The sequence below is a fragment of the Streptomyces cinereospinus genome, assembly GCF_042430725.1.
Taxonomy (GTDB): Bacteria; Actinomycetota; Actinomycetes; order Streptomycetales; family Streptomycetaceae; genus Streptomyces; species Streptomyces cinereospinus.
On record NZ_JBHMCY010000031.1, the window covers coordinates 18420 to 39255 of the forward strand.

21 protein-coding genes, 1 tRNA gene, 1 rRNA gene and 4 pseudogenes are annotated in these 20836 nt (G+C 69.4%); 19 read left to right on the forward strand and 8 right to left on the reverse strand.

All coding sequences use genetic code 11. The features are described from left to right. Positions 1–348: 348 nt before the first annotated feature. Positions 349–422, reverse strand: a tRNA-Met gene (locus ACFF45_RS17625). 68 nt (positions 423–490) lie between these two features. Here ACFF45_RS17625 and ACFF45_RS17630 point away from each other — a divergent pair. Both ACFF45_RS17630 and ACFF45_RS17635 read left to right on the forward strand, forming a co-directional pair. Next, positions 491–881 (forward strand): annotated as a pseudogene (locus tag ACFF45_RS17630) (hypothetical protein); the annotation flags it as partial. A gap of 155 nt (positions 882–1036) precedes the next feature. Next, positions 1037–2167 (forward strand): dihydrofolate reductase family protein, encoded by a 1131-nt coding sequence (locus ACFF45_RS17635; RefSeq protein WP_381347032.1) that lies wholly within the window; start codon positions 1037–1039, stop codon positions 2165–2167. A gap of 263 nt (positions 2168–2430) precedes the next feature. Here the strand turns inward: ACFF45_RS17635 and ACFF45_RS17640 are convergent. Continuing rightward, a pseudogene (locus ACFF45_RS17640) lies at positions 2431–2766 on the reverse strand (sensor histidine kinase); the annotation flags it as partial. A gap of 41 nt (positions 2767–2807) precedes the next feature. Here ACFF45_RS17640 and rrf point away from each other — a divergent pair. Together rrf and ACFF45_RS17650 are read left to right on the forward strand one after the other, a co-directional pair. Continuing rightward, positions 2808–2931 (forward strand): 5S ribosomal RNA (gene rrf, locus ACFF45_RS17645). A gap of 151 nt (positions 2932–3082) precedes the next feature. Next, complete coding sequence (locus ACFF45_RS17650; protein WP_381347034.1) at positions 3083–3643, forward strand: HD domain-containing protein; 561 nt, start codon at positions 3083–3085, stop codon at positions 3641–3643. On the opposite strand, the gene ACFF45_RS17655 is transcribed toward ACFF45_RS17650, so the two are convergent. After that, positions 3631–4098, reverse strand: coding sequence for an NUDIX hydrolase (locus tag ACFF45_RS17655; protein ID WP_381347036.1), 468 nt, complete (start codon positions 4096–4098; stop codon positions 3631–3633). The two genes, ACFF45_RS17650 and ACFF45_RS17655, sit on opposite strands and share 13 nt — an antisense overlap. After that, positions 4085–4858, reverse strand: coding sequence for a DUF5919 domain-containing protein (locus tag ACFF45_RS17660; RefSeq protein WP_381347037.1), 774 nt, complete (start codon positions 4856–4858; stop codon positions 4085–4087). The genes ACFF45_RS17655 and ACFF45_RS17660 overlap by 14 nt, the downstream gene beginning before the upstream one ends. 97 nt (positions 4859–4955) lie before the next feature. Here ACFF45_RS17660 and ACFF45_RS17665 point away from each other — a divergent pair, with 97 nt between their 5' ends. The 6 genes from ACFF45_RS17665 (at position 4956) to ACFF45_RS17690 (ending at position 9723) form a co-directional block, all read left to right on the forward strand. Continuing rightward, positions 4956–5648, forward strand: a complete 693-nt coding sequence (locus ACFF45_RS17665) for an HAD family hydrolase (RefSeq protein WP_381347039.1) — start codon at positions 4956–4958, stop codon at positions 5646–5648. 105 nt (positions 5649–5753) lie between these two features. Beyond that, positions 5754–6656, forward strand: a complete 903-nt coding sequence (locus ACFF45_RS17670; protein ID WP_381347040.1) for a radical SAM protein — start codon at positions 5754–5756, stop codon at positions 6654–6656. Then, a complete protein-coding gene (locus ACFF45_RS17675; RefSeq protein WP_381347042.1) occupies positions 6649–7290 on the forward strand; it encodes a P-loop nucleotide/nucleoside kinase family protein in 642 nt (213 codons plus the stop codon). Before ACFF45_RS17670 ends, ACFF45_RS17675 begins: the two co-directional genes overlap by 8 nt. Beyond that, entirely contained in the window at positions 7208–7870 is a 663-nt protein-coding gene (locus tag ACFF45_RS17680; RefSeq protein WP_381347043.1) for a class I SAM-dependent methyltransferase, read from the forward strand. Before ACFF45_RS17675 ends, ACFF45_RS17680 begins: the two co-directional genes overlap by 83 nt. An 11-nt stretch (positions 7871–7881) precedes the next feature. Next, a complete protein-coding gene (locus ACFF45_RS17685; RefSeq protein WP_381347044.1) occupies positions 7882–8469 on the forward strand; it encodes a class IV adenylate cyclase in 588 nt (195 codons plus the stop codon). Positions 8470–9363: 894 nt separating this feature from the next. Next, a complete protein-coding gene (locus tag ACFF45_RS17690; protein ID WP_512701192.1) occupies positions 9364–9723 on the forward strand; it encodes a DUF8548 family protein in 360 nt (119 codons plus the stop codon). A 160-nt stretch (positions 9724–9883) separates the two neighbouring features. Here ACFF45_RS17690 and ACFF45_RS17695 read toward each other — a convergent pair. Continuing rightward, positions 9884–10054 (reverse strand): annotated as a pseudogene (locus ACFF45_RS17695) (mobilization protein); the annotation flags it as partial. 25 nt (positions 10055–10079) lie between these two features. On the opposite strand from ACFF45_RS17695, the pseudogene ACFF45_RS17700 reads away from it, so the two are divergent. Next, a pseudogene (locus ACFF45_RS17700) lies at positions 10080–10745 on the forward strand (site-specific integrase); the annotation flags it as partial. 297 nt (positions 10746–11042) lie between these two features. Here ACFF45_RS17700 and ACFF45_RS17705 read toward each other — a convergent pair. From ACFF45_RS17705 to ACFF45_RS17715, 3 genes are all read right to left on the reverse strand, one after another. Further along, positions 11043–12731, reverse strand: coding sequence for a site-specific integrase (locus ACFF45_RS17705; protein ID WP_381347048.1), 1689 nt, complete (start codon positions 12729–12731; stop codon positions 11043–11045). Positions 12732–12736: 5 nt separating this feature from the next. Further along, positions 12737–12976 (reverse strand): hypothetical protein, encoded by a 240-nt coding sequence (locus ACFF45_RS17710; protein ID WP_381347049.1) that lies wholly within the window; start codon positions 12974–12976, stop codon positions 12737–12739. A gap of 158 nt (positions 12977–13134) precedes the next feature. Then, entirely contained in the window at positions 13135–13569 is a 435-nt protein-coding gene (locus ACFF45_RS17715) for a hypothetical protein (protein ID WP_381347050.1), read from the reverse strand. Between the two features lie 284 nt (positions 13570–13853). Here ACFF45_RS17715 and ACFF45_RS17720 point away from each other — a divergent pair, with 284 nt between their 5' ends. The 8 genes from ACFF45_RS17720 to ACFF45_RS17755 all read left to right on the forward strand — a co-directional run bounded on the left by ACFF45_RS17720 (position 13854) and on the right by ACFF45_RS17755 (position 20791). Beyond that, positions 13854–14144 (forward strand): helix-turn-helix domain-containing protein, encoded by a 291-nt coding sequence (locus ACFF45_RS17720; protein WP_381347051.1) that lies wholly within the window; start codon positions 13854–13856, stop codon positions 14142–14144. After that, positions 14141–14449, forward strand: a complete 309-nt coding sequence (locus ACFF45_RS17725; protein WP_381347053.1) for a helix-turn-helix domain-containing protein — start codon at positions 14141–14143, stop codon at positions 14447–14449. Before ACFF45_RS17720 ends, ACFF45_RS17725 begins: the two co-directional genes overlap by 4 nt. 15 nt (positions 14450–14464) lie before the next feature. Beyond that, positions 14465–14938 (forward strand): hypothetical protein, encoded by a 474-nt coding sequence (locus ACFF45_RS17730; RefSeq protein ID WP_381347054.1) that lies wholly within the window; start codon positions 14465–14467, stop codon positions 14936–14938. Continuing rightward, positions 14935–15189 carry a hypothetical protein gene (locus ACFF45_RS17735; protein ID WP_381347055.1) on the forward strand — a complete coding sequence of 85 codons (255 nt, stop codon included), beginning with the start codon at positions 14935–14937 and terminating at the stop codon, positions 15187–15189. Before ACFF45_RS17730 ends, ACFF45_RS17735 begins: the two co-directional genes overlap by 4 nt. Next, entirely contained in the window at positions 15186–17828 is a 2643-nt protein-coding gene (locus ACFF45_RS17740; RefSeq protein WP_381347056.1) for a bifunctional DNA primase/polymerase, read from the forward strand. The genes ACFF45_RS17735 and ACFF45_RS17740 overlap by 4 nt, the downstream gene beginning before the upstream one ends. Before the next feature lie 358 nt (positions 17829–18186). Beyond that, positions 18187–19797: a DEAD/DEAH box helicase gene (locus tag ACFF45_RS17745; protein ID WP_381347058.1), complete on the forward strand. Its 1611-nt coding sequence runs from the start codon at positions 18187–18189 to the stop codon at positions 19795–19797. 59 nt (positions 19798–19856) lie between these two features. After that, entirely contained in the window at positions 19857–20255 is a 399-nt protein-coding gene (locus ACFF45_RS17750) for a hypothetical protein (RefSeq protein WP_381347059.1), read from the forward strand. Further along, positions 20252–20791 carry an Lsr2 family DNA-binding protein gene (locus ACFF45_RS17755; RefSeq protein ID WP_381347061.1) on the forward strand — a complete coding sequence of 180 codons (540 nt, stop codon included), beginning with the start codon at positions 20252–20254 and terminating at the stop codon, positions 20789–20791. The genes ACFF45_RS17750 and ACFF45_RS17755 overlap by 4 nt, the downstream gene beginning before the upstream one ends. Positions 20792–20836: the final 45 nt, after the last annotated feature.

Genomic DNA, 20836 nt, shown 5'->3' on the forward strand with positions numbered 1-20836 from the left:
TCGCCGGACCGGCCTGCGTCGGGCGCGTCGCCGGACCGGTCCCTGCCGGGCGCGTCGCCGGACCGGTCCCTGCCGGGCGCGTCGCCGGACCGGCCCGCGCCGGGCGCGTCGTCGTCAGGGACGGGGTCGTCGGGGCCCTGGCCGCCGGCTCTGGCGTACGGCCGCTCTCCTTCTGCCTCCGCAGGCCGCACTGTCCTCTCCCACCACGCAGGTCACCGCACCTGTCCAGAGTTCCCGGGACCGGGGCACGGGACCAGCCGGGCGCGCCGACCGGGTGAGAGCGAAGAAGCCGGCGGAAACGACTCGGGGCCGGAATCCATGATCTGGATTCCGGCCCCGGGCCTTCAGTAGCGGGGACAGGATTTGAACCTGCGACCTCTGGGTTATGAGCCCAGCGAGCTACCGAGCTGCTCCACCCCGCGTCGGTATGACACCAGTGTACGCCATCCGCGGGACCGGATGCGCCACCGTCCCCGCCCGCGCCGGTGACCGGCGGTTCGTGCCGTCCCACCGACCGGACCGGCGAACCCACGTCGACATCGAGAAGCCGGGCAACATCCCCGACGGCGGCGGCCCAAGGCCCACGGCAGGGCCCGGGGCGGCCGCAGCAGCTCCGCACACCGCGACCCCGCCCGCCCCCGCGCCCGCCACGGCCGCCCCGACCTGGGCCACAGCTACCCGCACACCGCCGTCGACGACCACTTCCGCCCCGCCTACGGCGACATCCTCACCGACGAGGAGAAGGAGACCGCCACCGGCCTCTGGCAGCGGAGCCACGTCTTCTTCACCCTGGCCGGGATCACCGTCGCGTCTTCTTCACCCAGGCCGGGATCACCGTCGAGCGGGTGCTCACCGACAACGGCTCCTGCTACCGCTCACGCCCCTCCCCGCGACGCTCTCGCCGCCGCGGGGAGGGGCGGGGCGGCGGTCCCGCCGCGGGGAGGGGCGGGGCGGCGTCCCGGACCGCACCGGACGCGGGGGACGGGCGGCCGCCGGTGTAGCTTCGCCTAAAGCCCGCCCGAGGTGGAGTGCGCCCATGCCCTACCCGTACGTCCTGCTGTCCGCCGCCGTCTCCCTCGACGGCTACCTGGACGACACCGGTCCCGAGCGCCTCCTGCTGTCCGGCCCGGCCGACTTCGACCGGGTCGACGAGGTGCGCGCGTCCGCCGACGCGATCCTCGTCGGCGCCGGCACGATCCGCGCCGACAACCCGCGGCTGCTGGTCAACTCCCCCGAGCGGCGGGCGGCCCGGCGGGCGGCCGGGAAGCCGGAGTACCCCCTGAAGGTCGCGGTGAGCGGCTCGGGCGACCTGGACCCGGACGCCAACTTCTGGCACACGGGCGGCGAGAAGGTCGTCTTCACGACGGCCGAGGGCGCCCGGCGCCTCGCCGGCAGGCCCGTCGCCGCCGACGTGGTCGCGCTCGGCGACACGCTCGACTGGCCGGCGCTGCTGCGCCATCTGCACGACCAGCGCGGGGTGCGCCGCCTGATGGTCGAGGGCGGCGGCACGGTCCACACCCAACTCCTGCTGGACGGCCTGGCCGACGAACTCCAGCTCGTCCTGGCCCCGCTCCTCGTGGGCGACCCGTCCGCCCCCCGTCTCTTCGGCCCCGGCCGCTATCCGTCCGGACGCCTGCGCCTGGTCGAGACCCGGCCCGTCGGGGACGTCGTCCTCATGCGCTACGAGCCCACCGCCCCCGGCACCGGCCCCCTCGCCTCGGCCGCCGACCGCCACTGGCTGGCCCTGGCGTGCGAACTGGCGGCGCGGTGCCCGCCGTCGCGTACGGCGTTCAGCGTCGGCGCGGTGGTGGTGGCGGCGGACGGCACCGAACTCGCCCGGGGCCATTCCCGGGAGGGCGGCGACCCGGTCGTGCACGCCGAGGAGGCGGCGCTCGCGAAGATTGGCCCCGCGGACCCCCGGCTGCCCGGCGCCACGGTGTACACCAGCCTGGAACCGTGCACCCGCCGAGCCTCCCGGCCCCGGCCGTGCGCGCGGCTGGTCCTCGACGCCGGGGTGGGCCGGGTCGTGACGGCCTGGCGCGAGCCGGACACCTTCGTGACGGCGGCCGACGGGACCGGCGTGCTGACCGGGGCGGGCCTGGAGGTGCTGGTCGTACCGGAGTACGAGGAGGCGGCCAGGGCGCCCAATCGTCATCTGGTGGGGTGAGACGGCACGAGCCCCGGTCCGGAGGTGTCCGGACCGGGGCTCTGACGCAGGCCCTGTGGGACTCGAACCCACAACCAATGGATTAAAGGTCCTGGCCAAGGCATGCCGGGTGGTTCCGGACGCTGCCTCGGCGTCCGGAACCACCTGGTCAAAGTGTGTGCTCCGTGAGGTGCGGTACGGCTCGTGACGGCTCGTGCCACACCATCCGCTCACGCGTCGCTCACGCAAGCTGCCCGGGGAGACCTCGCCTGCGTGCCCCTGCATCAGTCCTGGTCGGGCCACAAGGGCAGGCGAATGTGAAAGGTCGCGCCCCCCAGCTCTCCGTGGGCATCCACGGATCGTGTACCACGCATGTCAGCGACGGCGTCCCGAACGATCGTCAGCCCAAGCCCAGTGCTGTCTGACGCCTGGCCTGCTACGCCCGGGCGCCACATCTCAACGAGATCAACGTCGTCGACACCCGGGCCCGAGTCCGAGAAGTCAACGACTGCCTGCTCGCCATCGACGTGGGTGCGCACCGACACTGCGCGCCCACCCAACATCTCACCGGCACGTTCGAACGACTTGACGGCGTTCAGAGCGAAATGAAAAACGATCGCTTCAAGATCCGAAGCGGCTGCGGCGACCCGAACCGGCTCCTCCCAGAGCTCTAACGTGAGAGAGACCCCATGATGCCCGGTTACATTCCGAACCCGGAAGCTAAGCCTGATTGCGCCGATGGTACTGCGAGGGGGACCTCGTGGGAGAGTAGGTCGCTGCCGGGAAGTTTTGGAAGGGGTGCTGCCTCAACGAGGCAGCACCCCTTTCTCGTCAATTTGTATCCTCAGTCCGCGGATCGCCTTTCTCAACTGGCAAGGAAGCCTCAGGCAGCCCGTCGTGGTGTGTTGGCGAGACCTTGGGGGCATGAAGCCAAACATGGCTCTGATCACGACGTGGGCGACGCAGGTAGCGGAATCCGAACTTGCCGCTGAGCTTCCGCGTAGGTGGGCGCATACACAAGGAGTGGCCGAGCGTGCCATCGCAGTCCGGCGGCTCGTCGGGAAGAACAGCGCCCTTCTCGTCGCCGCCGCCACGCTCCACGACGTCGGGTACGCACCTCGGCTGGCCGTGACCGGGTTCCACCCGCTGGACGGGGGAAGGTTCCTCCGTGACGAGCACGGGGCTGATGAGCGGCTGGTGCGGCTGGTCGCGAACCACTCTTTTGCCCTGCTGGAGGCTGAGGAGCGCGGGCTGCGGGACGAGTTGGCGTCGGAGTTTCCATTGCTGGAGGAGCCGTTGCTGGTGGACGCTCTCGTGTACTGCGACATGACGACGACGCCCGACGGCACCTGGACCAGTGCGCCGGAGCGGATCGCGGAGATCATCAGTCGGTACGGCGTGGACAGTGTGGTCGGCCGGTTCATCCGCCGTGCGGCCCCCGAGATCCTCTCGTCTGTGCAAAGGGTTGAGACGGCGCTGGCGGCTCAGCCGAGGTAGGGATAGGTGCCGGCCAGATAGTCCCCGATCTGCTGGCGCATGCTCGGGTGGATGTCGTACTGGTCGAGGTCGGCTGGCTGGACGAAGCGCACCCCGTCGGCTTCCTCGTTGATCGTGGGAGTTCCGCCGATGGGGCGGCCGATGTACGTGTTCTCGTACTGCTGGCGGATCTCTCCGTCGCTGTAGGCGACGATGTGGTTGGGGTTGGTGTAGACGCCGAGGAAGCCGGTGATCTCAGCGACGATGCCGGTCTCTTCCAGGCACTCGCGTACCGCGCACTCTGCCGCGGTCTCGCCGATGTCCTGTGCGCCTCCAGGTAGTGCCCACTGGCCGGTGTCGCGGCGGCGCTGGAGGAGGATGGCTCCGGTGTCGTCGACGACGAGCAGGTTGCTGGCCGGGATGAGGGTGTTTGCCTTCGGGGCGGCCGGGTCGTTGTAGTACTCAGTCCTGCCCATGGGCGGTGGTCCTCTCGTGGTCGGGTGTCCACGGTCGCGCCGCGGCCCAGACGGCATCGAAGCTCTGAGCGTAGCTGTCGAACCACCCAGTTCCCTCGGTGCTCTTGAGGTGAAGCAGGGGGTTGGCGCTGGCCGGCTGTCCCCAGATGTGGGGGTTGACCAGAAGGTTGTCGTCGTAGCGGAACATGGACGTGTAGAGGGTGGTGTGGTGGAGGCGTACGGCGCACCCAGCTTCGCCCAGCAGGGGCCGGTAGTACGTCAATGATGCTCGGATCTTGGCGGCAAGGGTGTCGCCGATTCCCTCTTCGCGGCCTCGGATTGCGACTGCCTGACCGTCCGGGTCGCCGAAGCACAGGCGCACCCGGACCCCCTCCGCCGCGCGCTCGGAGAGCATCTTCGCTACGTGCGGATTGGACTGCGCGAAGAACGTCCCGGAGAAGACGAGGACGCTGATCTCGTGCTGGGCCTCTAGCAGCAGCGAAAGCCAGACGTCCCGCGGCACGCTGGCACGGTTCTGGTAGGTGCCGACCAGTTCGGTGCCTAACCCGTCACGTGGTCGGCCGGACCGTCGAGGCGGCGCCGGCCAAAGGAAGGTCTCTCCCACGCGCAGGTGGCGGGCGACGCGGAAGCGATGCCGTGCGTGTGGAACGCGCCCTCCCAGCCACCGGCTCACCGTCTTGGGGTCCACCTCGCAGACTTCCGCGAGCGATTCGGGCGAGACGCCGCGCTGCGCGAGCACAGAGTGCAGTCGGTCGTTCACAGGAGCCATGGAAGCGGCCCGGTGCATGATCGCGCAAGGACGTTTGGGGACGCCGTCACGGAAGCAGAGCACCGAACCGACTGCCTACCCTGGCGCCATGGAGCTCATCGTCCTGTGGGACATCGACCACACCCTCATCGAGAACGCGGGGGTCAGCAAGGAGATCTACGCTGCCGCCTTCTCGTCACTCGCGGGACGCGAACCGTCGGCGCCGGCGCGTACCGAGGGGCGCACGGATCGACTCATCATGCGCGACATGTTCCTTCGCGACGGGCTACCTGTACCCGAGTGGTCCGTCATCGAGGCCGCGCTTGCGCGATCAGGGCATGACCGCCTTGATGCTCTGCGCCTGCGTGGGACGGCTTTGCCAGGGGTTCACGAGGTGCTGAAGGCCGCTGCCGCGCGAAGTGGTTGGGTCTCCTCTGTGCTGACCGGCAACATCGCCGCCAACGCTCACGTGAAGCTTTCCGCTTTCGGCCTCGACTCGCTGTTGGATTTGCCTGCTGGCGCCTACGGAGCGGATGCCGAGCTCCGTCCCGAACTTGTCGCGGTCGCGCGTGAACGCATACAGCAGCTCCGTGGCGTTCCGGCCGATGTGCCCGTCGTCCTGGTGGGAGACACCCCCCGCGACGTGGAAGCCGCCTTGGCCAGTGGTTCCGCGATCCTTGCGGTCGCCTCTGGTGTCCACAGTGCCGAGGAGCTGGCCGCTGCTGGCGCCCACGAGATCCTGCCCGACCTGTCGGACACCAGGCGGGTTCTCGGCATCCTGGAGTCCTTCTCGGGCACGTAAAACGTCCCAGGACGTCCTTGGACCGTCCCCGAACGCGGTGACGAGGTCCCCTGGCAGACCGCCACCATCGGGGTTCCCACCAGGCAGTCAGCCGAAGGAGCCCATGTGATCGGGGAAGTCACCGGGATCAGGAAGATCCGGATGCTGTACCTGCAGCTGCTGTACCGCTGCAACTTCACGTGCCTGCACTGCTTCCACGGCAAGCGGCTTCAGTACGCCGACGCCTTCACCGCCGAGGAAGCCGTCACGCTGCTCACCCTCATGCGAGACGAGTACGGCACGGAGGCCGTCACCCTCCTCGGCGGGGAACCGTTCGTCTACCGGGAGCTCCCGCAGGTCGTCCGCCACGCCAAGCAGGAACTGGGCCAGCGCGTCGAGATCTGCACCAACGGATACCGGATCGAGCGCCGCCTGACCGAGATCGCTCCGCACCTGGACCTGCTCCGTGTCTCTCTGGAAGGTGTCGGCTCGACCAACGACGGCATCCGCAAGCGCGGCAGCTACCAGAGCGCCTTCAGCTCACTCGGCCTGGCAAGGGACCTCGGCGTCCCGACGGGCACGACCATGACCGTGACCTCTCAGAACATCGGCGAGGTACTTCCTCTCGCCAGCGTCCTCGGGCAACTCGGCGTCCGGCAGCTGAAGCTCCACCACCTGCGGCCGGTAGGCAATGCCGCTGACCACCCCGAGCTGCTGGTCACGGACACGACCGCCTACGGCCGGCTCCGCGAAGAGCTCGCGCGGACCAGGCTGCCGCTTGAAGTGATCGTCGACGCGGACCTCTCCGAGTCCGGCGCGCCAGAGATCTGCGCTCCGTCCGGCGGGCCCCGCGAGATCGACCGGATCGAGGCCGACCCGCGCGGTGCGCTCACCATGTCGTGCAAGGCGGTGGGCAAGGACTCCCACGCGTTCTGGTACGAGAAGGCCGCGAACCGCATCGTCCACAGGCCCTCCGCCACCGATGAGCTCACGCTCTCCGTACCGGACGTGGTGTACGCCCGTGCCTGACCAGCCGAGATTCGAGAACCTGGAAGGCTTACGGGGCACTGGGAAGTCGACGATCGCTCCGATGCTCGCCGTTGCCCGTCAAGCCGTCCTTGTGCCCACCGTGCCAGCCTTCTACCAGCCCCTCAGGCGCGAGGTGGACAGGCGGACGAACGTCGAGGCTCGGATGTGCCTCTACCTCTCCGCACTGTTCACAGCAGCCGAAGAGATCCAGCGGCACCTCAGAAGCGGCGTTCCGGTTGTCGTGGAGAGCTATTTCGCCCGGTGCCTCACCAGCCACCGCGCCTTGGGCGCCCGGCTCGGCGTCACTCTACCGGCCTGGCTGCCGACTCCCGTCACGTACTACCTCGTCTGCGCTGACGACGAACGCCGGCGCCGCCTCGCAGCCCGGGACAAGCCGACATCGCGATGGGACGCGCTGACGGAGGCCGTCACGGACCAAGTGGCGGATGCCTATGCCTCGTTCCCGATGCGACGCATCGACACCACGGGGCTCATCCCCGAAGAAGTCCTCCGCGTGATCACCGCCACCGATACGCAAGGAGCGCCCTCCCATGCAGACAGAGAGCTTGTGGGAGCACACCCTCACCTTCTTCCCTCAGTTCCTCGCGACCCTGCGGGGACGTGTTGCTCCTGACTCCACTGTCGCGGTCGTCGGTGCGAGCGACGGCAAGTTCGTCCTGCCCCTGGCTGCCGCCGGATACCGCGTAGTGGCCATCGAACGCGACGCGCTCGCCGTGCACGGAGACGAGGTAGGCCTCCCGGGTGACAGCCAGGTGCGCGCCATGGGGTTGATCGACCGGCTCAAGCTGGAGGAACTCCACGACCGTGTGCAGGTGATCGAGGAGGACTTCCTCGCGGGGGAACCTCTGGACGTGCTGTGCGAGGCGGTCTGGACAAGCTGCTCGTGGCACTACAGTGCCAACCACCACCGCCCTCTCCCCGAGTTCGTCGACCGCATGCAGCGCCTGGTCCGCCCGGGCGGTGTGTTCGGTGCGGAGTTCATGATGCCCGTGGAAAAGCGCCATCACTTGGTGGAGCACTACACCTCTCCGGAGCGCCTGCACCGTCACTTCCTCGGGGACTGGGACGTGCTGCTCACCCTGCGCACGAACGAGTTCACCGAGCGGCCTCACATCGGCCAGCCACACGACCACATCCATCGCATGGGCCTGCTCCTGGCGGCCCGTTCGTCCACCCTTACCGACCGTCTCTGAGAGAAGGAGCCATGAAGCACGAGTACGAGGCGAAGTTCCTGGCCGTCGACGTCGCCGGCCTGCAGGCCAAGCTGGCTGCCCTCGGCGCCGTCCAGGCGCTCCCCCGCACCCTCCTCACCCGCAAGATCTTCGAGAACGACTCCCTCGACGGCGGGGCGTGGCTCCGCCTGCGGGACGAGGGCACCCGCTCGACGCTCACGCTCAAGCAGGTCACCGACGCCACGACGATCGACGGCACCAAGGAGATCGAGACCGAGGTCGCCGACCTGCACGCCATGGCCGACATCCTCCGCCGGGTCGGCCTCACCGAGGTCCGCTACCAGGAGAACTACCGCGAGGAGTGGCGCCTGGGAGAGGTCGCCTTCGACTTCGACACCTGGCCCGACCTCCCCACGTTCCTGGAGATCGAGGGGCCCGACGAGGCGTCCGTTCGCCAGGCCGCCGATCTTCTGGGGCTCGACTACTCCCAGGCCCGGTTCGGCAGCGTCGACGAGATCTACAAAAGCGAGGCCGACCGCGATATCCTCGCCGAGCCCACCCTGCTGTTCTCCAACAGCGAGAAGCAGGAGAGCGCTTCCGCGATGGCCCAGGGCTCCTGATCGAGGAAGCCGACGAACCATGCTGACGGAAATCGCCTTACAGCACAGGGTGATCCCCGGGATCGCGGAATTCGCCCGGGGCGGGCTGCCTGCCCCAGCAGCCACGGACGACGACAACGAGTGGGTCGACGGGTTCTGCTGGCTCTACTGCGGCCGACGCTGGACACGCGTGCTGTGGATCGGCCCCGCGAGCGTCGCCGGCGCTCAGGCTCCCATGTACGCGTGCGGGCCCTGCATCCGCGAACTTCAAGCGCGCGTCTGGGAGTCGCTGCTCAGCAGGGACGAACCGGCTTCCTCTGATCCCTCTCCCGCAGCCACAGCGGGACCGCCCTCGGCCCGACGCACCGGCAGGCACCGCGGCCAGAGCAGGTTCCTGCGACGCAGTTGAGCCCCCGCCCTGGTCTCGGAAGAGCCTGCCGTTCCCTCGCGGCACGAGTCCCGTGGCCAGGGCGGGTTTCCAGGGGTACCCCAGCGTGTAAGCGGCGGCCAGCTCCACTGGGGAGGCCCCTGGGAGCCGACTCGGACTTACAAGCCGCGACGCATGGTGCCAAGGAGGCGACGCTCGCCACCAGCACCGCCGCCCTACCCCGGAACATTCGTGTTTGTTCCCGCCCCGATTCTCGGACCGACGAGCCAACACAGGCCCATGGCCCTGCTCAGCCCCGCTCAGCGGCTCGCTGCACACGTTCGGTCTGTCCTCGGCGACGGCCCGTTCCACCCGCCAGGTGGGTGGACCCACATGGGCGCTGTCATCTGCGACGCCAGCTTCCACGCGCGCTGTACATATGAACTGACACTTCGGCCGAGGCTTCTTCGTCTCCCATCGGCGTGGCCTGACGCTTCCACGGTCCGCGGCTTCCGAGACGACTCGCGACGGAGGATCTTGCCGTGGCGATGAACTTCAAGAGTCCCAGAAAGGTCGCGACGGCCCACGACCTCACTGACCTGCTGGCTTCCAGTGGTGTCGATACTCCTGCCGACCTTTGTGCATGGCTTGGCCACCAGGACAATCGGGCCGCTCTGCGCAAGGTGAAGGGAGTGGGGCCGAAGAGCGTCGACTACATCGGCAACCTTGTCGGCCGATCGCAGGTCGCCGTAGACGTACATCTGCGGGCTTTCGCTGCGGACTCCGGTGTCCTGGAACTTCGTTACAACGAGCTCCGAGCCGCATACGAGGAAGCAGCAGCCGTTCTCGGGCACGAACCAGGGGGACTGGAGCACGCGGTATGGCGATGCAAGTCTCAGGGCGCGTGACTCGCGTTGCCAGGCAGGCCCGTTCCTCGGGCTGCCTGGCAAGCTCGACGCCTCGGCCTCGCCAGCGGCGCGATCGCACCACCTGTTGGCCACCCATGGACTGGCTGGGCCCTGTGCCTGCGGGCAGATGTCCGATCTGCTGGCCGACCACCGAGGCGTCGGCGATGGTGGTGCGGCGGCGGGCTGCCTCGGCGCGGCGGTTGGGTGCCGGGTTTCGTCCGGTGTGCTGGATGCGGGTGATCAACACGCGAGCCGGCTGGCGAGCGGTGGTCAGCTCACGCTGGCCGGCGGCCTCCTTTAGGAGCTGCTCGGGCCGGTGGCCACGGGCTTGGAGCGGCGCGAAGCGCCGACCGGGCCGCGGCCTCCGTCGCGGCGAGGCGGTCGGCCAGGACTGGCACGAGGTCAATCTCGACGCCGGTCTCATCACCCCCGCCAAGGAAATCGTGGTCGACGGCTGGGACCCCTACGAGTCCGAGCCGAAAACGGACGGCAGCGCCAACACCATCGCGCTCGACAGCATGAACATCGCCGTGCTGCGCGAACACAAGGCCCGTCAGGACAAAGAACGCGCGGCCTGGGGCACCGCTTGGCAGGACACGGGCAAGGTCTTCACGAAGGAGGACGGCTCCTGGCTCCACCCGGAGACGGTCTCGGAGACCTTCCGCCGCATCCTCGCCACGACCGACCTGCCGCCCATCACCCTGCGCGACCTGCGTCACGTGGCCGCGACGCTCACGCACGGAGGCGGCGGCGACATCCACACAGTGAAGGAGACGCTCCGGCACTCCACCATCACGCTGACCTCGGACACCTACACGAGCCTGCTCCCCGAGCTGGACCGTGAGATCGCCGAGAAGGCGGCGAAGCTGATCCCCCGGTCTCGTCCGGCAGCTGCCGAACCGTCCGCCTCAGTCCCGGCCGATTCGCAGGACACAGGCGCATCCGCTCACGCATCGCTCACACAAGAGCCGGAAAACGAAGCAGCGCCCGAGCCGGCCGAAGCCGACCCGGACGCTGCGTAGCAGGTCAGAGGGGGTAAGCCCGCGCCTGCACCCGTAGGCCCTGTGGGACTCGAACCCACAACCAATGGATTAAAAGTCTGATGAGTCGCCAACGCGTCTCGTGTCGCCCTGTATCGCACTCCGTCGCGCAACACCGTCCGGCCTGGTCGGCGGCACGTAGCGGGCGAGCGGTGGGTACCGCTCACCGCGTCTCGTGCCGTCTCGTACCGCGCCGCAATGCGGCTCTCGGGCCAGCACGGGGCCAGCAAGAAGGGCCTCTGACCCGCAGGTCAGAGGCCCTTTGCCTGTCCGTCAATTCTACGTCGCGGCCTGCCCTTTGTCAGTGCTGGCCCGTACCGTAGAGAGCTCACCATCCGCGTCTGCGACTGGCTGCGACGCACCCGGCCCCTGCTGCGGAACAGCGCCCGCGGCGGGGGCCTGCTGCTGCCCCCGTCGGGCGCGCGGCACGGCGGCCGCGGCCCGCTCCGCCAGCTCCTCCTCGTACTCCTCGAACAGCTCCATGTAGGTGTCCGACGTGAGAACGATCGTCGAGTGTCTGAGCTTCTTCTTCGCGTCGTGCAGGTCGCCCCCGCCGGCCTTCACGAGCGCGGCCGCCCCGTGCCGAAGGTCCCTGAGGTTGATGGGCGGCAGGTCGGCCCGCTCACGGATCCGGTTGAACTCCTTGCTGACCTCGTCCGGGTGCAGCCACGCTCCATCCTCTGCCGTCCAGATCTTGCCGGTGTCGCTCCAGTCGTGCGCCTCTTCTCCCCGGGCCCGGCGCTCGGCCGCCTGCGCGTTCCAGGCGTCGCGCTCGGCGAGCTGCTGGGCCCGGCGCTCCCGGAGCACGGCCACGGTCTCCCGGTCGATCATCACGGACGCCATCGAGCTGTCCGTCTTCGGCGCCGTCTGCACCGGCGTCCAGCCGTCGACCACGATCTCGGTGAGGACGTCGATGCGGGGCGGCCGCGCGTCCAAGCGCGTGTTGTCCCACTCGGCACCCACGGCCTCGCCGCGGCGCAGGCCGTGGTGAGCGATGACGTGGTAGATCGAGTACAGCCGGTACTTCTCGGCCTCGTCGAGGAACTCGCCGAGTTGCTCGGGCGTCCACACCATGACCGGCCCCGGCTTCTCCCCGGTCTCTCGCCAGCGTGCCACGCGCTCCGGCGTCCACAGCAGTCCCTTGGGGCGGGCTCCGGAGCCGAGCTCGACGTGCGCGGCCGCGTTGAAGGTGATGAGCTGCCGGGCGATCGCCGCGTTCAAGGCCGCCCGGAGAGTGCGCCGGATCGCGTGCCGGGTCGCTGGACCGTTCGTCTTCCGGAACGGCTTCATCTCGCCGAGCCGGGCCCGCTCGGCGGCCAGGCGCCCGCGCTCCTTGGCCGGCGGCCGCCCGGGCTTCGTCCACTTCGTGCGCGCCAGCTGCTCGCGGCGGGCCTCGTTCTCCGCGCGGACGGTGTCGGAGTCGTCGGCGATCGCGTCGAACATGTCCTGTACGTGGCCGACGGACAGCCGGTCGAGGCGGAGGTGCCCGATGCGCGGCTTGAGGTGGACGCGGATGTGCGAGGCGTAACCGTTGGTCGTCGTGGCCCTGGTCTTCTTGCCGGCCATCCACGTGTCGAGCCACTCGGCCACGGTCATCCTGCCGTCGAGGGGCACGCCGACCCCGAGTCGGCGCTGCACCTCGGCAGTGTCGGGGATGTCTGCCCGACGGCGGGCGACGTCGGCGAGGAGATCGCCCACGCGTCGCTGCTCGTCTGGGTCGTCACCGGGGAGGTCGAGGATGGCCTGAAGGCGGGAGAGGTCGCCCTGGGCCTCCGCGACGCTGCCGTACCCGGTGCGCCGGAACGTTCGGCGCTTCCCCTCAGCGTCCGGCGGGAGTTCCTGGCGGATCCCCGGGGCGCCGTGGTTCTTGCGCTTCAACTTAGGGCACGTCTGCCCCAGCAGCTTGCCGTCCGCATCGCGGCACTCGCAGCGTCGGTAGATGCTCCCCGCGCGGCGTGCTGACGGCATCGGTGTTACCCCTTCCCAGCCACGTCGGGCGGCTTCTGCTGTTCAGTCTGGCCCAGGCTGACCAGGCCGATGCGGAGAACAAACTCGCTGGTCGTGTTCAGCGCATCAATGATCTCCTCGGGCGTCGCCCCGGGACGGACTGCGAACGCCAGGCCGTGGCGGTTTCTGATCGGTACCATCACCTCCCTCTCCGGTACTCGGCTGTCGAAGAAGAACCAGGTAGTCAGCGGCGTTGGTGACTCCATGTAGCCCCCCTATCTCCCGCTCACGCGTTCGAATCCAGGCCTATACCAGTACCCTTTCAGGCACTTGGTGTGCGCACATGATCGCACCACGCGCACCAGATATCTACGCCTCACCCATTTTCATCACTCTAAGTGATTCACAGGGGAAGGCTAGGGTTTCAGCTGTCGCCACCCAAGGATGGCGGAACCAGCGAATCGATCAGGCTAAGCAAACGTTCACGCTGGTCAGCGGGTAGAGAGTCGAGCTTCCGCACATAAGCGACCGCTTCCCCCGTTCCGGACCGAAGCGGGTCCACGCCATGGAACTGCTGGCCAGCCGCATCTTGCAACCGCTCCAGCGGCAGCCGGTAGCCAGCGGCGAGGGCGCGGAGCTCCCAAAAGTCCGGCGGCGTGATGCCACCTTCCTCGTTGCCTTCCAGTCGGTAGAGCCTGCCTCGTTTCATCTCCCTGCCGGAGCCGGGGTCAACCGAGCGGGATGCGATTCTGGCCAGACCTTCCCCCAACTCCGCACGACGACTCTTGAGCAGGTCTGTGAACTGAGTTCCCGTGCCGCTCTGTTCAGGGGTAGTCGACGACTTGTCATTGGGCGCCATGGGGCTCATCCTGCCATTCCTTCAGGCCAGGTAACTGCGGTCGCGTTCAGGGTCCATGCGAATCGATGAGTGATACGAGCAGGTCACAGACCTTGCTCATCCATCCCACTGGACAGATTGTTCAGCACGAGAGCCACCCCCGCTAGGCAGCACAGAGTCATTGGCCGGTTACAGCCGCGCGCCCCCTTATCCATCTTGCTGGACAAAGCGTTCGGGGCCGTGACATGCTCCTGGCCTGCTCATCCATCTAGATGGATAAGACGACCACGAAAGAGACCGTGTGTATGAGCAACGAGACCGCACCACCCGCCATGTACGAGGTCCACAGCAGCGACCGCCTCAAGATGCTCATGGAGCGCACCGGCACCGGTGATTCCATCACCAGCCGCGAGCTGGCCGCCAAGGCCGGCGTCGCCCACGGCACCATCGGCGGCCTGATGTCCGGAGCGCAGCGCGTCGTCCCGGAAGGCAAGGCCCAGGCCATCGCCGACGCCCTCGGCGTGCAGCTGCGCGTCCTCTGGGTCGAAGTCGAGCGCCAGGGGAACGCCTTCATCCCGAAGCAGGCCACGGCGTGAGCACCGCCACCGCCCTCACCCCGGACGAGGTCCGCGCGCTCCCCGCGATGCTCACCGCCGCCCAGGCGTTCGCCGCCCTCGCCATCGGCGAGACGTGCGCATACGGCCTGATCAAGGCGGGCGAGTTCCCCGTCGAGGTCATCAAGTTCGGCCGCACCTACCGCTTCCGCAAGGCGGACGTCATGGCCTTCCTCGGCCTCTCCGAGTCCCCGGCCCCCGGGGCCCAGCCGGCGGCCACCACAAGCGACGCCCCCGGGGTCCAGCCGGGGGCGCCTATCGAGCAGCCCGCACCCACCAGCAAGTAGAGAACGGAGCAGCTCGTGGAGCAGCCTCCCACGGCGCCCGCCGACGCGCCCGCCAATCCGGCCGTATGCCAGGCCCTCGCCAGCATCGAGGCCGCCAAGGAAGGGGCCGACCCCGCTGTCGTCGAGTGCCTCGACGCCGTCGCCGCCCTGGTCCGTACGCACCGAGACCCGGTCGCCGTGTTCGACTCGGTCCTCGCCCAGCTCGCACGCGAGCAGCTGCGCGTCTTGGCCGCAGCGCACGGCCTGCGTCTCTACTGGTCCACCGAGGCCTCCGTCGATGACGGGCACGTGACCGAGCTCGTCCTGTTCCCTGGCTTCGCGATCCTGCCGCACGGCCAGCGTCCCGAGGACAGCTTGGCCCAGCTGCGCGCCGCCCTCGCCGACCGCCAGGAGGAGCAGCGGCTGGCTGTCGCCTTCCAGGCCCGGGTCGCCAGCGGCCGCGGCGGCGACGTCCGCGAGTGGTTCGCATGGATGCGGGGCGCGCGATGAGCGCCGACCACGCCCGGGACGCCCCGGGCCCCTTCGACGGCGCCTTGTTCGTCGACCTCGACGGGCAACGTGCCCGCTACGAGTGCTTGCGCCTCGGCTGCCCGCGCCGCCTGGAAGGACCGGTCTGCGCGAGCGACCGCGTGCTGGGCGAGGACGGCACATCCGTCCCGCGCGGGCCGGGCGGAGTCGCCGCGTTCGTCGACGGCATCAAGGCCTACCACCTCTCAAAGCACCACGGGAGCACCCGTTGACCGACTCACAGCCCGCCGACCTCCGGGCGGCCGCCCGCGAGTTGCACGACGCTGGCCTGTGCGTCCTGCCCATCAAGGCCGACGGCAGCAAGAAGCCCGTCGTCTCCTGGCTGCAGTACAAGGTGAACCGCAGCACGCCCGAAGAGCACGGCAGCTGGTTCGGCAGCGGCAAGCCGCGCGGACTGGCTGTCGTCTACGGCGCCGTGTCCGGCAACGTCGAGATGCTGGAGTTCGAGGGCCGCGCCCTCGAACTGCTCGGCGAGGTCACCGAGGTCATGGAGGCATCGGGGCTCGGCGACGCGTGGTCCGCGCTCATGAACGGCTGGGTCACCGAGTCCCCGAGCGTGGGCCTCCACTGCCGCGTCCGTATCGAGGGCGGTGACGTGCCAGGCAGCACCAAGTTGGCTTCCCGGCTCGCCGAAGAGCACGAGTACACCGACGAAGAGCGGCAACGGCTCCGCGAGAAGCCGAACAGCCGCATCATTCGGGTCCTGGTCGAGACACGCGGCGAAGGCGGATACGGCCTGGTCGAACCGTCCGGTGGTTCGGTCCACGCCTCGGGCAAGCCCTACCTGCGGAAGGCTGGCGGGCCCACCACCATCCCCACCCTGCCCGCCGACGTCATGGACGCCATCCGCACCGTTTGCCGGATGTTCGATGCCCTGCCCGTGCCGGAGGCGCCGAAGACCGCGCCCAAGCCGCAGCCACCGCTACCGGGCGGCGGTGTGCGGCCCGGGGAGGACTTCGAGGCACGCGCCAACTGGACCGACATCCTGCGCGGTGTCTTCCGGCCCCTCATCACCCGCGGCCACACCACCTACTGGGGCTGGGCCGACGGCGTCGGCGGGGTCAAGGCCACCACTGGCCGCGACCCGGAGAAGGACCGGCTGTGGGTGTTCGCCACCGGCTCGGAGTTTCAGGCCGACGTGCCCTACTCCAAGTTCGGCGCCTACACGCTGCTGGAACACAGCGGCAACTTCAAGGCCGCGGCCGCCGAGCTCCGTCGCCAGGGCTACGGCACCGAGCCGCCCCGCCGGCGCCTGTCCTCCGTGCCCGCGCAGCACTTCGCTGACGGCTCGTCCGCGCTGGACCCCGACCATGCCCCGGACCCGCAGGACGGGTTCGAGGGCGGCCCCCAGTTGCGCGCCGTCTCGTCCCGGCCGGAGTTGGACATCACCAACGAGGCCGACGCCATCGACGGCGTCCTGCAGCTCATGGCCGGCGGCTGCCTGCCCGACCTCTACAAGCGCTCAGGTGGCCCGTGCTGGGTCTACCGGGACGAGAACGACGACCCCGTGGTGCAGCAACTCGGAACCGACAACCTGCGCGCCTACCTCGCCGACCACGTCAGCAGCTACATCCTGAAGCGCAACCCGGCCACCGAGCAGCTGGAAGAAGAACGCGAGCTGCTCATGCCCAAGAGCTGCTCGACGATCCTCGGCCGGAAGGACTGGCCCCTGCCGCCCCTGCGCGGAGTCGTCACGTCGCCCGTGATCAGGCCCGACGGCAGCCTGCTGGAGGCCCCGGGATATGACCGGGCAACCGGTCTCTACCTGGAGCCGCGGGTGCCGCTCCGCCGTCTCCAGCCGCAGGTCACCCGGGAGAGCCTCGCCCGGGCGAAGGACATCGTCCTGGACCAGGTGCTGACCGACTTCCCGTGGGTGGCCGCCAGCGACCGGGCCAACTACCTGGGTGCGTTGCTCACCCCGATCCTGCGCGCGTACTTCCACGGGCCGACCCAGATGGTGGCCATCACCGCGACGTCTGCGGGCAGCGGCAAGACCCTGCTTAAGGACATTTTCAAGTACTGCTACGGCACGGCGGACACGGCTTGGCCCGAGAACGACACCGAGCTCAGGAAGTCAATCACGACGCAGCTGTACGGCACCGGCAGCCCGGTCGTCGTGTTCGACAACTTGCCGAACGGCTTCGTGCTGAAGACGCCGATCTTGTCCGCCTTGCTCACCGGCGAGCACTGGGGGGACCGCATCTTGGGGTCCACCGGCAAGGTCACCATGCGCAACGACCGGCTTTGGCTCGTCACCGGCAACGCCCTGCGGACCAGTGGCGACAACGGCCGCCGCGTCCTCTGGGTGAAGCTCGACCCTGACTGCCCGGACCCCGACCAGCGCGACGGGTTCCGCATCGGCGACCTCCGCCCGTGGCTGCGCGTCAACGCGTCCACGCTGGTCGCCGCGCTCGTCACTCTTGTGCGTGCCTGGCTCGCTGCTGGAGCCCCCACCATTCGCGTCCGTAAGGGCGATTACAGCGAATGGGCCTCCATGATGGCTGGCCTGCTGGATTTCCTCGGCGTCGAAGGCTGGATGGCTGACCGCAATGAGGCCCGCGACCAGGACGACGAGCTGCAGGAGTGGGCTCTCTTCCTGGAGATGTGGCGGGAGACGTACGGTGCCGAGCCGCTGACCACAGGGGCCGTCATCAAGGGACTGCCCAACCACGTGCCCCGCAAGGGCGACGAGCCGCCGAGCACGAACCAGCTGGGCATCTGGCTGAAGGCCAGGCAGGGACGCTACTTCGGCACGCACAAGGTCGTGATGGTCGTCGACAGCCACAGGAAGCAGAAGCTGTGGCGCGTCGAGGTCCACGCCCACCGCGGCACCGGCAGGCACGAATCATGACCGGCCGTTCTGCGGGGAGTGCGGGGACTCGGCGGGGAGTGCTGCGGGGACTTCACACGGTCCCCATACCGACGCCGACCTGCACTGATGCGGGGACGCGGGGACTTGCGGGGACTTCGCCCGCTCCCCTGTATAGCGCGCGCGTCCCACATGCATCGCGTGTCACGCATGCCGCACGTCATCACGCAGCAGTTCTGAAGGCCTCCGGCATCAAGGGTTTTCCCAACTCCCCGCAACTCCCCGCCTCCCCGCAAAACCGCTGATCAGCGCCGCACCCGGACCCGCTAGAAGTCCCCGCAGGAGTCCCGCCAACTCCCCGCACTCCCCGCAACAGCCCAGCAACCGAAACGAGGTGACCATGAACGCCTTCACGCCCAGGCCATACCAGCGCGACGCCATCGACGCATTGCGCAACGGATGGGCCACCGGCCAGAACCGCCTGGCCGTCGTACTGCCCACCGGCGCCGGGAAGACCGTTGTTTTCTCGCACTTGGCGCACCAGATGCTCGACAGCCTCGGCGGCCGCCGCGCCCTGGTGATCGCCCACCGCGAGGAGCTGATCGAGCAGGCCGCTTCCAAGCTGCTCGCCGTCGACCCGATGCTGCGGGTCGGCATCGTCAAGGCCCAGCGCGACGACCACCACGACGCCGACGTGATCGTGGCCAGCGTCCAGACCCTCGCCGTGCCGCGCCGCCGGGAGGCCATCCGCGACATCGGACTGGTCATCGTGGACGAGTGCCACCACGCCGCGGCCCGCACCTACATGGAGGTCCTCGCCCACTTCGGCGCCTGGCGCGGGGTGCCGGTCGCCGGCTTCACCGCGACCATGACGCGCGAGGACGGCGGCCTGGCCGAGGTCTGGGAGGACGTCGTGTTCCGCCTCGACATCCTCGACATGATCAGCGACGGCTACCTGTGCGACGTCCGCGGCAAGCGCATCACCGTCGACACCCTCGACCTCAACAAGGTGCGCACCCGGGGCGGCGACCTGGTCGAAGGACAGCTCGGCAAGGCCCTGGAGGACTCCGGCGCCCTGGACGCCATCGCGAAGGCCTACCGCGACCACGCCGTCGACCGGCCAGGCGTCGTCTTCACCCCGACCGTCGCAACCGCCCAGGCCGCCGCCGAGTCGCTGCGTGCGGTCGGCATCACGGCGGCCCCGGTGTGGGGCGACATGGGCCGCGACGAGCGGCGCGCGACGCTCGCCCGGTACAGCGCTGGCGAGGTGCAGGTGCTCACCAACTGCATGGTCTTGACCGAAGGATTCGACGCGCCGCACACCAGCTGCGCCGTCATCGCCCGACCGACGAAGAGCGCCGGCCTGTACGTGCAGATGGCCGGCCGCGCGCTCCGCCCGGCGCCTGGGAAGACCGACGCGCTGCTGCTCGACGTCATGGGTGCTTCAACCCGGCACAAGCTCGCGTCCATGGTCGACCTGACCGCCCGTGAGGTTGGCCAGGCCGAAGAGGGCAAGAGCCTCCGTGAGGTCGCTGAGGAGGCCGCGGCCGCTGAGAAGCGCCGTGTACTCGCCGCGCGGGTCGAGGCCGAGGAGATCAACCTGTTTGGCCAGTCCACGATCCGCTGGCTGCGCACCCAGGACGGCACCTGGTTCATCCGCCTGACCGGCGCCATGTTCCTCTTCCTCGTCCGCGACCACGGAACCCGGCTGTACCGGATGCGCCGCTGGACGGAGGCGCACGGCGTGCACCCGCCGAGGGACGACGTGGCGCGGCCGCTGCCGGAGGCCCTGGCGTGGCTGGAGCAGCAGGCGAAGGTGCTGGCGCCCGGCGCGTTCGTGTCCCGCCAGGCCCGGTGGCGGTCCGGCCAGCCGAGCCCGAAGCAAGTGGGCCTCTGCCGCCGCCTGGGCATCGCCGTGCCTCGCGGTGCGTCCGCCGGCGATGTCGCCGACCTGATCGACCAGGACCGCGTCGGGCGCGTCCTCGGCCAACTGATCCTTCCCGCCGCGTAGCGGTCCGGGCCTGTCGCTATCAGGCCCGGACCTCCACCCATCACATCACGGAGGAACCCATGGAGAACGACCGCAAGCACCTCGCCGAGCAGCTGGGACACGCCACCGTCGATCAGACGGCGGAGGCCTACACGCCCTCGACGCTCACCCCGGAGATCGTCTCCGCGATCCTGCGCGACCCGGACAGCCCCCTCTACCCCTCGAAGATCGGAGTCTTCTGCGACGACTGCGGCACCGAGGTCGCCCGCGACTACATGGTGTCCGCCGAGCAGACCCGCGCCGAGCGGCTGGAGGTCGCCCGCGCCCACCTGCGGACCGAGGGCTGGCAATGCGACCGGTCCGGCGACTACTGCCCGCGCCACAAGGCCGAGAACGACGCCTGCCCCGGTGTGGGCGAGTACGGGCACGGCCTGACCGGCACGACCGTGCACGTCGGCTGCTGCCCCGCGAGTCGATGACCGTCTCCGCCCTGCGCCGCCTGCTCGACGAGATCGACCACCAGGGCGGCCCCGACGCCGCCCGCCACAACCGCCTGAACCTCGACCACCCGGAAGGAACCGACCCCATGGCCCAGCCCGTACCCCAGCTGTCGTCCATCCCCGCCCACGCGCAGACGAGGACCACCGAACCGCCGGCCATCCCCGTCGGCCAGCTCCTGAAGTGGGGAGACGCGCACGCCGACCCGGACGTCCGCGACCAAGCGGCCCGCGCCCGCGCCGCTCTCACCGGCCTGCGCCGCCGGCACGCCGCCGACCAGGAACTGGTTGCCATCGCCGAGGAGCGCGAGCAGCTGCAGCAGCGGCTCGCCGAGATCCAGGCCCGTGAGGCCGAGCTGGCGCCGCCGAAGGCGAAGAGCAAGCGGAAGCCGGTCGACTACCCGGCCGCGGAGGTCCGCGCCTGGGCGGCCGAGAACGGCCACGACTGCCCGTCCGTCGGCCGGGTTCCGAAGGCCGTCGTGGAGGCCTGGCGGAAGGCCACCAGCAACGCCGCGTGAGCAGCACAACGGCCGCCCCTGGAGGTAGCAGGGGCGGCCTGGCCC

Coding starts and splice junctions, on each gene's coding strand:
- ACFF45_RS17745 (WP_381347058.1), top strand. CDS start 18,187: ATGAACGCCTTCACGCCCAGGCCATACCAGCGCGACGCCATCGACGCA.
- ACFF45_RS17715 (WP_381347050.1), bottom strand. CDS start 13,569: ATGGCGCCCAATGACAAGTCGTCGACTACCCCTGAACAGAGCGGCACG.
- ACFF45_RS17735 (WP_381347055.1), top strand. CDS start 14,935: ATGAGCGCCGACCACGCCCGGGACGCCCCGGGCCCCTTCGACGGCGCC.
- ACFF45_RS17705 (WP_381347048.1), bottom strand. CDS start 12,731: ATGCCGTCAGCACGCCGCGCGGGGAGCATCTACCGACGCTGCGAGTGC.
- ACFF45_RS17665 (WP_381347039.1), top strand. CDS start 4,956: ATGGAGCTCATCGTCCTGTGGGACATCGACCACACCCTCATCGAGAAC.
- ACFF45_RS17720 (WP_381347051.1), top strand. CDS start 13,854: ATGAGCAACGAGACCGCACCACCCGCCATGTACGAGGTCCACAGCAGC.
- ACFF45_RS17710 (WP_381347049.1), bottom strand. CDS start 12,976: ATGGAGTCACCAACGCCGCTGACTACCTGGTTCTTCTTCGACAGCCGA.
- ACFF45_RS17750 (WP_381347059.1), top strand. CDS start 19,857: ATGGAGAACGACCGCAAGCACCTCGCCGAGCAGCTGGGACACGCCACC.
- ACFF45_RS17685 (WP_381347044.1), top strand. CDS start 7,882: ATGAAGCACGAGTACGAGGCGAAGTTCCTGGCCGTCGACGTCGCCGGC.
- ACFF45_RS17690 (WP_512701192.1), top strand. CDS start 9,364: ATGAACTTCAAGAGTCCCAGAAAGGTCGCGACGGCCCACGACCTCACT.
- ACFF45_RS17755 (WP_381347061.1), top strand. CDS start 20,252: ATGACCGTCTCCGCCCTGCGCCGCCTGCTCGACGAGATCGACCACCAG.
- ACFF45_RS17655 (WP_381347036.1), bottom strand. CDS start 4,098: ATGGGCAGGACTGAGTACTACAACGACCCGGCCGCCCCGAAGGCAAAC.
- ACFF45_RS17650 (WP_381347034.1), top strand. CDS start 3,083: ATGGCTCTGATCACGACGTGGGCGACGCAGGTAGCGGAATCCGAACTT.
- ACFF45_RS17635 (WP_381347032.1), top strand. CDS start 1,037: ATGCCCTACCCGTACGTCCTGCTGTCCGCCGCCGTCTCCCTCGACGGC.
- ACFF45_RS17680 (WP_381347043.1), top strand. CDS start 7,208: ATGCAGACAGAGAGCTTGTGGGAGCACACCCTCACCTTCTTCCCTCAG.